Consider the following 13,615-nt stretch of genomic DNA (forward strand, 5'->3'; position numbering starts at 1 on the left):
ATGAGCAAGATATCAGATAATCACGGACAGTCTTCTTGGAAACTTATGAGAAAGAAAGTGAGTGAGAATACATCTCGTGATCGTTATAAGACTTATGTGCCAGCGTATACTCAATTACCGTTGCCGAATAATATGAAAAGACAAATCTTTTTTTGGCTGGGTACGCTGATTTTTTTCATTCTTTTTATGTTTGTTTTTGGATCGATTTTGCTTCCTTTTGTGGCAGGGATTGTGTTGGCTTATTTTCTCAATCCCATTGTTCAATTACTTGAAAAATTTGGTATTCGTCGTGTGTTTGGGACTGTCCTTATTACCTTATTTATTGTTATTATCTTTGTTGCTGCTTTAGTTATTTTGATTCCTGTTATTAGTTGGCAAATACAGCAGTTTATGAGTGATGGTTTACCTGTTTATATTAATCGTATTCAAACCTTTTTTGTTGAGCATGATTTTGATTGGTTAAGGCGCTATTTTGGAAGTGATCCAAATGAATTACGGAATAATATTAAAGGATTTTTGGGCGAAGGTTCGGATTTTATTACGTCTCTTTTGAATTCACTTTTAAAGTCAGGAAAATCTATCGTTAATATCGTTAGCCTATTTGTTGTGGCACCTGTGGTGGCATTTTATATGTTATTAGATTGGCCACGTATGGTAACAGCAATCGATTCGTTAATACCGCGTGATCATCTTGAAACCGTCCGTAGTATTTTTCATGAAATGGATAGAGCTATTGCAGGCTTTGTTCGTGGACAAGGAACAGTTTGTCTCATATTGGGAGGCTATTATGCTATTGGTTTAACGATTGCAGGACTCAATTTTAGTCTTTTGATTGGTATGTTTATTGGTCTTATTAGCTTTGTTCCTTATATCGGCACAATGAGTGGTTTGCTCCTTTCTGTTGGTATTGCATGGGTCCAGTTTTATCCCAATAATTGGGGGGGAATCATTGTTGTGATGGCACTTTTTTTAATTGGTCAATTTATTGAAGGTTATATTCTTCAACCCAAGCTTGTAGGTTCATCAGTGGGATTACATCCCGTATGGTTGATGTTTTCACTTTTTGCTTTTTCTTCACTCTTTGGTTTTACTGGTATGCTTGTTGCTGTTCCTGCGGCAGCGGCTGTTGGCGTTTTAGTTCGTTTTGCTCTTCATACTTATCTGAGTTCTCAGATGTATTCGCGAAGCGGAAATTCGGAGCCGCTAAAATGAATGGGTGTGAAACGCAATTATCTTTAAATTTTCCTTATGATCCGATTTTTCAATTTGAGGATTTAGTGGTAACGGAAAGTAATCGTATGGCTTTTCAGCTTATTGATCACTGGCCCAATTGGAGCTTACCTATTGCAGTTTTAGTTGGTAAAGAAGGATCTGGAAAAACGCACTTTTCTAATATATGGCTCCAAAAAGCAGATGCTTTCAGGATTCAGTACAATGAACTTGATCAGGCTGTTACTATGGCTTCTTTAGGCAGATCATTTTTAATAGAGGATATTGATACAGGTGAAATCAATGAGACAGAACTTTTTCATTTAATTAACAGTATTAAGCAAACAAATCTTGATGCACGACAAGCTACTTTATTGATGACGGCACGAACACTTCCTTCCGCTTGGAATTTAACGTTAAATGATCTAAAAAGTCGTCTTAATTCGGTGATGTTCGTTGAAATTAATCAGCCTGATGATGCATTGTTAACAGCTGTTGCTTTTAAGCTTTTTTCCGATAGGCAACTTATTGTACATCCAGATACGGTTTATTACCTTGTAAGTCGTTGTGAACGTTCTTTATTTTCATTGAAGCGTGTTATTGATTCTGTTGATCAGTTGGCATTACAAAGAAAAAGAAAAATAACACGTGCTGTTATTGCTGAAGTTTTGAATAGAAGAAATCCGTAAATACTCTTTATCGCGGCTTACCTATTCTGACCTTTTATTATCGTTTCAATATGTGAAAAGACAAGTCATTTAAATTTTTTCTTTTTTGGATATCTATATAAGAGAGAAAAATAGTGTTTTTTACTTTTGTCATGTGATTATTTTAAATAACTTTGAGATTTTATTGTATGATATTGAATTTTTTTCATCTTCGCATTTGAAAATTTTTTTAAAAAGAGCACTTTATTTTATTTATAATGAAACCTTTGTGCTTTGAAAAAATGTTTGTTGTTTATGAATATGAATTGTCGTAGATTCTAGAGTTTTTAATAAAAGAGTCCTTGGGAAGATAGAAAAAGAGGAGAAAAAAGCTTAATACAGCTGAATTCTTTGGCTTATGTTCTCTTTGGGAAAATTTTTCTATGATATTTAAGTTGTTTTTTTCTAAAACTGTATCTGTGAAATGCGTTTTGATACAGTGAGAGCTTGCTTAAAACAGGATAAAAATTATGAAGTCTTTATAGAGAAATTCATTCTTTTTTAATATAGATTGGATTTTTTACGGAGGTTATTTTCTACTATTTGTCAATAAATTTGTTATTGAGTAGGGGAAAAAATTAAAAAATGTTCTTTTTTGTAAAGAAATGCAACAAAATTTAAAAAAAGTGTGTTTTTCTCTTGCACTTCTGTTGTGAAAATTTTAGGAAATGTGCATCAAGTAAATGTAAATGGCGGAGCGTAGCGCAGCCTGGTAGCGCACCTGATTTGGGATCAGGGGGTCGTAGGTTCGAATCCTATCGCTCCGACCATATTTGATTGAGTGTGTGAAAATGACCAAATTGGGTACGTGTGATGAGAAACTATCATTCAAGCGTTGTTTAATCTGAAGGAAAAAGACATGATCGCACGTATTTATAGTCCTGCTAAGACAGCTATGCAGTCAGGTAAGGGGAATACAAGTTTTTGGGTTCTAGAGTATGAGCCGATGAAAGAAAAAATGCTTGAACCTCTTATGGGATACACGGCAACGTCTGATATGAATAATCAGGTAAGGATCCGATTTAATAGGAAAGAAGAAGCGATTGCTTTTGCACGTAAGAATGCTATCTCTTACCGTGTAGAAAAGAAACATACATCGATTCGACGTGCTATTTCTTATTCTGATAATTTTCGCAGTGATCGGCAGCAACCTTGGACACATTGAATTAAAAATGCTATTTTGAATTGAGAAAATAATCAGTTGGGTCCCGTAGCTCAGCTGGATAGAGCAACGGCCTTCTAAGCCGTGGGTCACAGGTTCGAATCCTGTCGGGATCACCATGTTTAAATAATATCAATAGGCTATAAAGAGAGTTTTCCTCTTATTGTATTAGCTTATTTTTCTGTATAATCCCGAACCTTTTTGATGTTTTTTGGTTGATTTTGTTGCTAAACGTTTTTCTATTGACTGTTTTAGTATAAAATAATGCTGTTTTACCTTTTTTCAGTAAAAATTGTTTTTGATTACTGAAACTTATAGCATTGCATTTTCGTGCCGCGTGTTGCTACTACATTACATGCTTTAGGAAACAGATTGTAAAAATTCTTTTTTAAGAGCTTCTTTTCATTTTTCTGAAAATGAATATTTTATTTCTTAGATTAGATTTAAGCATTGCTGCTAATGCTGGTGAAATTGCAAAGAAAACATCTATTGTAATTTTTTTATTTTTTATGAATAATATTATTATATTTTTCAGCATGACCTTTAGTAAGATCGACTTTGATTATATACAAGGCATGATGGATGTGATTTAGAACAGTTTATGAAACATTGAAGAATAAAAACGATATCTGTTTATGATGAGAATTTACAGGCGGCACAAGAGGTGGAGAATATCTTCTTGTCTTGGAAGCAGTGGATTCATAACGAATTGCTTTTTTATAGTTTTTTCGTATAAGAAGGTGTTATATGTGCCGCCCAGATAAGATATTGTTTTTTTCAATGAGAGGCATTTGCGGACAATTTGATTTAACGTGATTATCACTGTTTCTCAGGTATGGTTATAGATATTCATCAATATTTAGGTTTTCTTAGTCTTATCGGTTTAAGAATATATGCTGTGTATTTATATGAATGGAGATAGATTGTATCTCAGAATTAAGTTTTTAGATTTCATATTTAAATTTTCAAATGTTTTTTCTTATTTCTTTATAGTTTGTACATCATATTAGAGGTATTTTAATATTGGATAACAATCACATTAAAATGTTATGCAGATGAGATCTGAAGATCTAAATTCACACGATTCAAGGTGATCATTATTTCAATAGAAATACAGTGTGAGGAGAATGCCATTTTATGCGCTTGTTTTAAGAGATATCTCTTAAAGCTCACTTCACGCTAGCGCTCGTGAATAGTACAATGATAAATCCATTGAGCGCCTCCATCTTTACGCTTATGAAGTAACAAGCCGGCACTATCATACACTTTGCCTATTTTTTAGCCCCCGATGTTGCGATAAATCTTAGCATTTGAGGTAGTTATCGGCATTTTTGTGCTTTTTTATACAATTTTTACTTAATATTAATTCCTCTTATGACGTGTAAAAGAGACGGTTTTGATTAATTCAATATAAATAGGTTTGAAATGAGAAAACATTACGATATCTGGATTTCTCATTTAACATGGCAAACAATAAAACATGATTATGAATCAATATATTTTTAGAATGAAAAAATTTGCTTTTATCGTATTTTTTTACTCTTTTTAATATTTTATTATAATCTGTAATTGGTAAATTCAAAATACAGCTCTAAGGCTAAGTGTTTTATATCTATCGAAGTGACTGTTGTTATATCTAACTGTTTGAACAACAAGTGTATACCAATAGACATGAAAGAATTAAGAAAAACAGGGGATAGATCAGGAAATAAACAATGTTTTTTTGAACAGAAGTCTATGCTTGTGGAAAGAGTTTTAAAATCAAACTTTTAATCTGTTGCAAAATGAGGCTGTTATTACGTTTTTGATATTTTTTAGATGGCTTCCCCAAAGAGGCGCTATCAGAACGTAAAAAAATATTAGAAACACTCTGTAAAGTATGTCCTTTGTAGAGGCATGTTGCAAAATCTTATTTCCGAATCTTTATTTACGCATCCCGTACCTTGGAAGAATACGATAATTCAATAATTTATTTATACTATAAAATTGAATGGTGGGCGTGACAGGGATTGAACCTGTGACCCCTACGATGTCAACGTAGTGCTCTCCCGCTGAGCTACACGCCCATTCATTGATGTTGCATACACCATATAGAATGCCAAACGTCAATGCCTAATTTTATTTTCTCTTTCAACAGATGCAAATAACTTTAAAAAATACTTTTTAAGCAGCGATAAGGATCTTTTCAACTTCATTGACGAGTTCACGTAAGTGAAATGGCTTAGAGAGAACCTTTGCATCAGGAGGGGCATCACTATTTGAATTGAGTGCTACCGCTGCAAAACCTGTAATGAACATTACTCGTAAATCAGGGTCAATTTCAGTAGCACGTCGTGCAAGTTCGATTCCGTCCATCTCTGGCATCACAATATCAGTCAGGAGAAGGGAAAATGGCTCTTCTTGTAAACGTTCATATGCGCTAATACCATTATCGAAATCGGCGACTTCGTAGCCTGCACGTTCTAAGGCTTTTACGAGAAAGCGACGCATATCGTTATCATCTTCTGCGAGCAGGATTCGTTTCATGATTATGTTCCAATGGCTCCATTTGTCAGAGTTTTGCCGCATCAATTATACAATATAGAGTATTTAGAAAAAAGATGGTAAAATGCTCATAATTGAAATGAATGGCAAAATGGTTAATTCTTACATTCTGATTTACAATACAGCATATTCGTTGTGAGTTGGTTAAATTCGAAATATATGTGATTTTGAAAAAAGAAGGGGGGCTCTAAAACTTCTAGGATGATTCATTGCTATCTTTTCTTTTAAATTTGCTGATTATTATCAGAATTCCATTAAAAAAATTATGAAAACCATTATTGTAGGGACTTCCTATATCGAGAAATTAAAAGAATATTATGTTAATTTATTGTTTTTAAAAATTTCTCCTAAGAAATAGAAATTTTATATTTATTTGTTTTTATAGAGATTTGTAATAAATATTATAAATGCGCTTTATTTCCAGTTTTTTCCTTAAATGGATGAAAAGTATTATTTTCTAGATATAATATTAAATGAGTATTTTATAACAAATAAAAAATAGTATTTTGATGCTTTATTTGTAAATATGTATCATGTTATATTAAGATAGATTTATTATTTTTATTTATATAAATAGTTTTTTTATTAAGTTATTTTTTATGATGTAAAATAATATTTTTTAATGTAATGATATACTTTGTATATTAGTTTTTTATTAGAATGCGTGGTGAATATTTAGGTCATGGTTTGCCTGTAAAGGCTAGAAAACAAATCATATGAGTGGTTGGAAAGAAAAATCTATTATATTTAAAAGTGTTTGTAGATCCAATGCTCGTAGAAATTTTCTTTTTTGATGGGGCGAAGTGGAAATTAAGGTTTAGTTATTTTACAGATACATTATCGGGAATAAAGGCATCAAATGCAGCAAAAAATTGTTTTTTATAATCTTCGTTAACCATAATTGTATCCAGTTCAGCGCCTGTAATAGTAATACTTTCTGTTAGACGTGTGTGTTGGCATAATTGCCGCACTTCAATGTTGTTTGCAATATTGTTTTGATTGGCAAGAATAAAGAGTGTTGGGATTCGTAAATTTCCATGAAGTACATTTCTCTTCATAGAATCAATCGTATTAAATACTGAAGCCATCCATTGAGATGTTGGGGGCTTAATGGAAGGGAGCGGCACTTTATGTATGTGTCCCAATTGTATATTTTTTTGTTTTGTCTTGTTTAATTTTTTCCTATTTTTCACTGGTATAAAGCCAAGACCTATATCAGAAAGAAATTGTGTTAATTTATGTTGAAAACTATTCGTTTTATTGCCGAATGGAGCAAAAAGGGGAGAAACACAGAGCAATCTATTAAACTGATGATTAATGAGATCTAATCCGCTAAGTGCTATCAATCCACCTATGCCATAGGTGAGCATAGAGTAAGGCGGCGGACAATTAGGATAAACAATATTTTTAAGAAATTTATATAAGTCATTAATATCATTATTTATATCAAAACAATGATGTCGGCTTTGTTTTCTTATCTTGAAGGATGTTTTTTCTTGATCAAAGCAGTCAAATATTGCTGTATGAAAACCGCGTTTAGAAATTTCATTTATTAATAAAAAATATTTTTCTAAAGTATTTGCGTAGCTTTTGAGAATAACAATTGTTCCCTTAGATTTTTCCACCTCAGGATATGTTATAGCAAAACGAATTTCATGATCTATTGCTATTTTAAGAGTATCATGATGGATATTAAGAGAAGTGGAACCCCAGTCTATGGGATAAAGAGGTGTTTCCAATTGAAATCCTTTACATTGTATTTGTCGCTTAGTGCTTTGACATTTATGTAATGAAGAAAGAGGATTTAAAAAGGGGTATATTGCTTTTTAGATAGTTTTTATCAATTTAGGTCCCAAAGAGTTGAAATAAAGAAAAACGATTACTAGATAATATAGTGTGGTTGCCATGATGGGGCCATGGGTTCACAAGCAAGTTTGCCATTTGGGAACTTTGTGAATCAATTATAAATTATAGTCGCTCTAGAGGAGGGCAATATTATGCGTCAAGTAGACTTTTCACCATTTTATCGTTCCACAGTAGGTTTTGATCATCTTTTTAATTGGTTTGATTCTAGAACCCAACCAGATGAAGTTTCTTCTTATCCCCCTTATAATATTGAACGTTTAACTGAAGATTCTTATAGAATTTCTATGGCTGTTGCTGGTTTTTCTCAAGATGAAATTGATATTGAAACACATTGTAACCAGCTGATCGTTAAAGGAGACAGAAAGCCTGAAAATGATGCTGAAGAACGAGAGTTTCTTTATCGAGGTATTGCTTCGCGTGCTTTTGAACGGCGTTTTCATTTGGCTGATCATGTTAAGGTTATTGGGGCAGAACTTGGAGATGGGCTTCTTCATATTCAGCTTAAAAGGGAAATGCCAGCTGAATTAAAACCAAAAAAGATAACCGTACAGATGTCACCATCCATTACAAAAAATGATAACAGCGACGTTATTGTGTAAAGAAAATTTAGAAAATATGAGATCGGATAATTATAAATTTTTCTGAAGAATAAAAAACGCGAGGCAAAAGGTCTCGCGTTTCGTATGTGTTTTCCTAAGAACGAAGCGCATTTTAATAAAACAGCTTATCTCAAATTTATGATAAAATATCACTGCACATTATTTTACGTTGAAGAAAAAGTTCATGTGTGTGCAATTAAAATGCGTAATAATTCGATTGTGAAGTCAGCTTATTTTTTCATTTTATAGCATTTTAAAAATGGTCGGAGCGGCGGGATTTGAACCCACGACCCCTTGACCCCCAGTCAAGTGCGCTACCAAGCTGCGCTACGCTCCGAGTTCGTGTAAAACGATTAAATGACTGTTTCTTTAAAGGCAAGAGAAAAAATAAACAGAATAAAATCTAAAATGCTCTTGCACTTAGAGCTTTTGAAAGTAAAAATTTTGGACATCAATATTTTGTTGTTAATTCAAGATAAATAACGAATTTGTAAAATTCTTTGTGATCATTAAATTTTTAGCTCTATAGTTAATAGATGTATGCATTTAATTACTTTTGAGATTGTGAGGAGGGGGTAAGATTGGTGACTTTAGGGGTATGAATTGGAGCAAATGAGTGCGGAAGGTATATTTTTTCTTACCTAATCGTTACTTTTCTAAAAAGATAAAGATTTTCAAAAGAAGAGGAGTGAATGTATGGTTTTGAAAAGTTTTCGTTTTTTTAGAGTTTTATAGACGAGGTATTTTCATTTTATGTGGATAAAAAATTGTAAGTTCTGGATTGTATAATCACAAATCTCATTTTACGGGTATGTATTTTTATCCAAATAAACAAGATCAGAATGCTTTAATTTATGTTTCGTTTTTTTTCTAAAATATCAGATAAAATATTATAGAGGAAAAACTTTCAAAGTGTCTATTGGACTAAGAAAAGAGTAAAGGATGAGCCGTTTTTCGGTAATAAATTTGACGCAAGCAGCAGTGGATCGTGTTAAAGCGATTATGGATGAAAAAGATGCACAGGGTATTCTTGTTGGTATCAAAAAAGGTGGTTGTGCAGGGATGGAGTATACAATTACTCTTGTCAAAGAAAAGGGGATAGATGCGGATGTTGTTGAAGTGAATGGTGCCCGTGTTTTTGTAGCACATGATGCGGTATTATTTTTATTAGGGACGCAGATGGATTATGAAGTGACAACGCTGCGGTCTGGTTTTGTCTTTAAAAATCCTAATCAAGTTTCAGCATGCGGGTGTGGAGAATCGGTTGAACTTCGTCCTGCTACGCAGGATCAATATAAAACAAATTGAACTAAGCTAAATTATAATTTAGTAATTTTAGAGGCGCTTGTTCTTTTAGGTAGAAGAAATCTACTATTTTTTATCGTTCATTTTTAGCTTGCTTCCAAAGTGCTTCCATTTCATTCAAGGATGCGTCAGTAAGTGTTTTAGATTGAGTGGATAGCTTTTCTTCAATATAGGCGAAACGATTTCGAAATTTTATATTCGTTTTTTTTAATGCTTTTTGTGAATCAATCGCTAAGTGGCGCGCGAGATTAAGGAGTATAAAGTAGAGATCTCCAAACTCTGCTTCTATCTCTGAGTTTTGTTTATTTTTGATGGCTTCTTTGAGCTCTTCCAGTTCTTCTTCTATTTTTTCAAAAACTTTATCACTTTTTTGCCAATCAAAACCTACTTTAGCTGCTGCTTCTTGTAAAGCAAGTGCCTCTTGGTTTGCTGGCTGGATTTGTTTTACTGTTGCGAGTATGCTTGTGGAGGAATTGTTGTTTTTTTCTTCGCACATTCTTTTTTGTTCAGCCTGTTCTCTGATTTTTATATATTCCCACTCCTCTTTTATAATCCCCCGTTCTTTTTGCACAGCATTTCCAAAAACATGAGGATGGCGCCGAATCATTTTTTCCGTAATTGCATAAACAACATCTTCAAAAGTAAAACTGCCTTCTTCCTGTGCAATAGTAGCATGATAGACAACTTGTAAAAGAAGATCACCAAGTTCTTCACAGAGATTCCTTCGGTTTTTTTGTTCAATGGCATTGATGACTTCGTAAACTTCTTCAAGCATATAGGGTATGAGAGATTCAAAAGTTTGTTTTTTATGCCATATACAACCACTATCAGGATTGCGTAATGCAGTGATAATTGCGGTGAGATCTTTGATATCTTTTGAGGCTAACATTTTGCACTTCCTTTGTAAGCAATAGAGCTTATGTTAGATGTCCCAACGTCTATGTAACCACATCCATTGTCCAGGATATTCACGGACCCAAGTTTCAACAATATCATTTAATTTTTGCGTAGAAGCCGCTATATCGATATCATTTTTTTCATCACGTGGAAGTTCTACATGTTCATATAACTCTAAACGATGACGTCCTCCAGGTAGACGAATACAACGTGCTGGATAAATATCACAGTCATATTGTCGAGCAAGTTTTATAATTAAGGGGTTTGTTTTAAGAGGTCTGTTAAAAAATGTTCCCATGATACCGCGGCGAAATTTTTGATCAACGAGCATACCAACATTTTCACCTTCTTCTAATTTGGCTGCTAATGCCCATGCGGCACCGGCCTTGGAGGGAACAAGATGTCCCATAGAAGTTTGTCGTGCTTTAAGGATTCGTTTGGCAACATAGGGATTATTGGGTGGTCTAAATAATACCGTAACATTAAGATCAAAACTTTGTGCACAAATAGGCAGAAGTTCAAAATTGCCAGTATGTGCGGTGAAAAAAATATGTGGTTTTTTTTCATTTTTTAATCGCTCAAATATTTCAATGCCTTTAACCTCAATGAAACCTGGCTTGTCTGCATGAGGATCAAAATCAAAAATTTTATCAAGAAAAATATATTCAGCGAGGAAACGTCCTATATTTTCCCACATTTCTATTGCAATCGCACGGAGTTCTTGCTCTGTTTTTTCTGGATATGCACTCCTAAGGTTTGCAAGTGTGATTTGATGACGATGGATAAGGGGACCAATTTTTTTTGCTAACCAAGCAAAAAAAGAAATTCCCATTTTGGCTGGAAAACACTTTAGAATAAATAAAGAACCAAAGAGTAGATATGCCCATAACAAATAGGATATTTTTTTAGCTATAATTTTAATACGATATATGAGATTTTTAAGAGAAAGTTTCATCATGATTTAATCGATTTTAAGGATAATTTTACCAAAAACATCACGACTTTCCATTCGTTTTAAAGCTGTATCAATTTCATCCAGTCCAACAATTGTATCAATGACAGGATGTACGGCTTTTTGTGCCATTTTTTGCATGGCATTTTTCATATTTTCCATACGGCAGCCAAATGAACCGAATATCTTAAGCTGTTGCTGGAATAATTGCATGAGATTTATTGGTGCTGAAACACCAGAGGTAGAACCGCAAGTCACTAAGCGTGCTCCTTTTTTCATACATAACAGAGAACCGTTCCATGTATCGACACCAACATGTTCAAAAACAACGTCAACACCTTTTTTTTGGGTTAATTTCCGCACCACACCTTCAAAACGATCTTTACGATAATTAATCACATGATCTGCTCCAAGAGCGTGTGCTTTTGCAATTTTTTCATCTGAACCTACGGTGGTGATAACTGTACAGCCCATGTGTTTTGCAAGTTGAATAGCTGCAGAGCCAATACCGGAACCACCTGCTTGTATCAGGATTGTTTCTCCTTCTTGTAGTTTTGCGTTATCGAAAAGCATATGTTCTACAGTACCAAAAGTAATTGGAGCAACAGCTGCTTGCAATTCATTACATTGGGGTGGTGCTGGAACCAATAAACGTGCTGGCAGATTAACAAACTCACACGCAAATCCATCAAGATGAAAACCGTAGACTCCCTTTACATTACTGCAAAGATTATCCCGTCCTTCATGACAAGCTTTGCATACTCCGCAGGTTTGTGCACCATAAATTGAGACAATCTGTCCAAGTTGGAGATGTTCAACGCCATCTCCTATTTGTACAACCTCACCAGAGGCTTCTGCACCAATGATGAGAGGCATTTTTCTTTTCGCAAAGGCCATGCCACGCCATCCCCATACATCAATATGATTAAGGGCAACGGCTTTTATCCGCACAGTTATTTCACCTAGACTAGGTGAAGATGGCGAGGGAATATTGGTGATTTCAAGTCGACGTTCATTAAAGAGTTGCAGTGCACGCATTATCAGCCCCCTTAAAAGACGTTATTAGGTTAGCGTTACAAAATTTTTATTATATAAAGGATTATCCTTTATAGGCTGTGATAACAAGACTCATATTTTGACCACCAAATCCAAAAGAGTTTGACAAAACCGCATTAACACAGGCTTTACGGCTATGATGAGGAACAACATCTAAAGGGATGGAAGGGTCAGGATTATCGTAATTTATTGTCGGTGGAAGTACCCCTGATTGAATGGTTAAAAGAGAAAAAACGGCTTCTATTGCACCAGCAGCAGTTAATGTATGCCCAATCATTGATTTATTAGAAGAGACTGGAATATGCTCTAACAGATCACTAAAGACAGTTGATAATGCAAGATATTCCATTTTTTCATTTTCAGGTGTTGAAGTTCCGTGGGCATTAATATAGTCAATTTCATTGATGGTTATTTGTGCATCGTCTAAGGCTTTACGAACGGATTCAATTGCTGGTGATGCATCGGGTTTTGAACGTGTACGGTGAAAGTCATCGGCGGTTTCTCCACAGCCAGCTAAAATTCCTAAAACTGTAGCATTACGGTTTAATGCGCTTTGAAGAGATTCAAGAACAAGAGCGCCTGATCCTTCTGCCATAACAAAACCATCTCTATCACGGCTAAAGGGCTTTGCTGCTTTTTCTGGAGGCTCATTTTGAGTTGAAAGAGCAGATAGTAACGAAAAACGAATAAGAGATTCTGCTGAAACTGATCCATCTGTCGCAATTATGAGCGCTCTATTTGTCTCTCTCCGTCTAATAGACTCAACACCTAATTGAATTGCTGTTGCACCAGATGCACAGGCAGTGGAAAGTGTAACGGGAAGTCCTTTTGTGCCAAATGTTTTTTGAAGTTTTTCTGCAATTGCACCAAATTGTGTGGTTTCAAAAAGTGCCTCATGGAGTTTATGCTTACAGACTTTAAGAAGATCCGCATAAGAAGGCTCATTATTGAATTTTTCCTCTTGATCAAGACTAAAACGTGCTTTCCATTCAAGTTCAACAGGAGGAGCAGCTAGAAAAAGTGGTCCATTAAAATTTGTTTTATCAACAGCTGCTTGTTCTAACGCTTCTTCAGCAGCAAGATGTGCAAGCTTTTCAGAAAGAGCTGAAGCACCAAACGTACTTTCTTTGAGGAAATCAATCGTTCCAGCAATATATGTGTTTAATCCCTCAATGGGAAAACGTGTTATTTTGTGGATTCCGCTTACACCGCTTGTTAATTTTTGCCAATTTTCATGTTTTCCTCGTCCTAGTGATGTGACAACGCCTACACCAGTTATTGCTACAAGTGGACGTCCAAAATGATCATGATATTTCAC

The 13,615-nt window shown here is 34.5% G+C and carries 11 protein-coding genes, 4 tRNA genes and 1 pseudogene; 7 read left to right on the forward strand and 9 right to left on the reverse strand.

What is annotated here, in order from left to right; all coding sequences use genetic code 11:
- From ACFIML_RS00685 to ACFIML_RS00705, 5 genes are all read left to right on the forward strand, one after another.
- The gene (locus ACFIML_RS00685) at window positions 1–1,212 is read left to right on the forward strand and encodes an AI-2E family transporter (RefSeq protein ID WP_375606626.1); all 1,212 of its coding nucleotides are present in this window, start codon (window positions 1–3) and stop codon (window positions 1,210–1,212) included.
- Window positions 1,209–1,898, forward strand: a complete 690-nt coding sequence (gene hdaA, locus ACFIML_RS00690) for a DnaA regulatory inactivator HdaA (RefSeq protein WP_375609379.1) — start codon at window positions 1,209–1,211, stop codon at window positions 1,896–1,898. Before ACFIML_RS00685 ends, hdaA begins: the two co-directional genes overlap by 4 nt.
- 711 nt (window positions 1,899–2,609) lie before the next feature.
- Window positions 2,610–2,686, forward strand: a tRNA-Pro gene (locus tag ACFIML_RS00695).
- Between the two features lie 89 nt (window positions 2,687–2,775).
- Window positions 2,776–3,081, forward strand: a complete 306-nt coding sequence (locus tag ACFIML_RS00700; RefSeq protein ID WP_375606624.1) for an ETC complex I subunit — start codon at window positions 2,776–2,778, stop codon at window positions 3,079–3,081.
- A 39-nt stretch (window positions 3,082–3,120) separates the two neighbouring features.
- A tRNA-Arg gene (locus tag ACFIML_RS00705) sits at window positions 3,121–3,197 on the forward strand.
- Between the two features lie 1,063 nt (window positions 3,198–4,260).
- Here the strand turns inward: ACFIML_RS00705 and ACFIML_RS00710 are convergent.
- From ACFIML_RS00710 to ACFIML_RS00725, 4 genes and pseudogenes are all read right to left on the reverse strand, one after another.
- A pseudogene (locus tag ACFIML_RS00710) lies at window positions 4,261–4,353 on the reverse strand (DUF4102 domain-containing protein); the annotation flags it as partial.
- Between the two features lie 716 nt (window positions 4,354–5,069).
- Window positions 5,070–5,144: transfer RNA gene (locus ACFIML_RS00715), tRNA-Val, on the reverse strand.
- A 97-nt stretch (window positions 5,145–5,241) separates the two neighbouring features.
- The gene (gene cpdR, locus ACFIML_RS00720) at window positions 5,242–5,604 is read right to left on the reverse strand and encodes a cell cycle two-component system response regulator CpdR (protein ID WP_005773448.1); all 363 of its coding nucleotides are present in this window, start codon (window positions 5,602–5,604) and stop codon (window positions 5,242–5,244) included.
- An 839-nt stretch (window positions 5,605–6,443) separates the two neighbouring features.
- A complete protein-coding gene (locus tag ACFIML_RS00725) occupies window positions 6,444–7,361 on the reverse strand; it encodes a serine aminopeptidase domain-containing protein (RefSeq protein WP_375687141.1) in 918 nt (305 codons plus the stop codon).
- Window positions 7,362–7,619: 258 nt separating this feature from the next.
- Here ACFIML_RS00725 and ACFIML_RS00730 point away from each other — a divergent pair, with 258 nt between their 5' ends.
- Entirely contained in the window at window positions 7,620–8,087 is a 468-nt protein-coding gene (locus ACFIML_RS00730; RefSeq protein WP_375607095.1) for an Hsp20 family protein, read from the forward strand.
- Window positions 8,088–8,347: 260 nt separating this feature from the next.
- Here ACFIML_RS00730 and ACFIML_RS00735 read toward each other — a convergent pair.
- Window positions 8,348–8,424: transfer RNA gene (locus ACFIML_RS00735), tRNA-Pro, on the reverse strand.
- Between the two features lie 605 nt (window positions 8,425–9,029).
- Between ACFIML_RS00735 and ACFIML_RS00740 the strand changes: the two genes are divergently transcribed.
- On the forward strand, window positions 9,030–9,395 hold the full coding sequence (locus ACFIML_RS00740; protein WP_375607096.1) for an iron-sulfur cluster assembly accessory protein: 366 nt from the start codon (window positions 9,030–9,032) through the stop codon (window positions 9,393–9,395).
- Between the two features lie 70 nt (window positions 9,396–9,465).
- Here ACFIML_RS00740 and mazG read toward each other — a convergent pair whose 3' ends face one another.
- From mazG to ACFIML_RS00760, 4 genes are all read right to left on the reverse strand, one after another.
- Window positions 9,466–10,281: a nucleoside triphosphate pyrophosphohydrolase gene (gene mazG / locus ACFIML_RS00745; protein ID WP_375607097.1), complete on the reverse strand. Its 816-nt coding sequence runs from the start codon at window positions 10,279–10,281 to the stop codon at window positions 9,466–9,468.
- Between the two features lie 33 nt (window positions 10,282–10,314).
- Window positions 10,315–11,244 (reverse strand): lipid A biosynthesis lauroyl acyltransferase, encoded by a 930-nt coding sequence (locus tag ACFIML_RS00750; protein WP_375607171.1) that lies wholly within the window; start codon window positions 11,242–11,244, stop codon window positions 10,315–10,317.
- A 6-nt stretch (window positions 11,245–11,250) separates the two neighbouring features.
- A complete protein-coding gene (locus tag ACFIML_RS00755; RefSeq protein ID WP_375687143.1) occupies window positions 11,251–12,279 on the reverse strand; it encodes a zinc-binding dehydrogenase in 1,029 nt (342 codons plus the stop codon).
- Between the two features lie 61 nt (window positions 12,280–12,340).
- The gene (locus ACFIML_RS00760; protein WP_375607099.1) at window positions 12,341–13,615 is read right to left on the reverse strand and encodes a beta-ketoacyl-ACP synthase; all 1,275 of its coding nucleotides are present in this window, start codon (window positions 13,613–13,615) and stop codon (window positions 12,341–12,343) included.

It is taken from the genome of Bartonella sp. AC62GZZY (assembly GCF_042196525.1).
Taxonomy (GTDB): domain Bacteria; phylum Pseudomonadota; class Alphaproteobacteria; order Rhizobiales; family Rhizobiaceae; genus Bartonella.

Excerpts from the sequence above, each read along its gene's own strand:
- ACFIML_RS00685 (WP_375606626.1), top strand. The coding sequence starts at position 1 with ATGAGCAAGATATCAGATAATCACGGACAGTCTTCTTGGAAACTTATG.
- hdaA (WP_375609379.1), top strand. The coding sequence starts at position 1,209 with ATGAATGGGTGTGAAACGCAATTATCTTTAAATTTTCCTTATGATCCG.
- ACFIML_RS00700 (WP_375606624.1), top strand. The coding sequence starts at position 2,776 with ATGATCGCACGTATTTATAGTCCTGCTAAGACAGCTATGCAGTCAGGT.
- cpdR (WP_005773448.1), bottom strand. The coding sequence starts at position 5,604 with ATGAAACGAATCCTGCTCGCAGAAGATGATAACGATATGCGTCGCTTT.
- ACFIML_RS00730 (WP_375607095.1), top strand. The coding sequence starts at position 7,620 with ATGCGTCAAGTAGACTTTTCACCATTTTATCGTTCCACAGTAGGTTTT.
- ACFIML_RS00740 (WP_375607096.1), top strand. The coding sequence starts at position 9,030 with ATGAGCCGTTTTTCGGTAATAAATTTGACGCAAGCAGCAGTGGATCGT.
- mazG (WP_375607097.1), bottom strand. The coding sequence starts at position 10,281 with ATGTTAGCCTCAAAAGATATCAAAGATCTCACCGCAATTATCACTGCA.
- ACFIML_RS00750 (WP_375607171.1), bottom strand. The coding sequence starts at position 11,244 with ATGAAACTTTCTCTTAAAAATCTCATATATCGTATTAAAATTATAGCT.
- ACFIML_RS00755 (WP_375687143.1), bottom strand. The coding sequence starts at position 12,279 with ATGCGTGCACTGCAACTCTTTAATGAACGTCGACTTGAAATCACCAAT.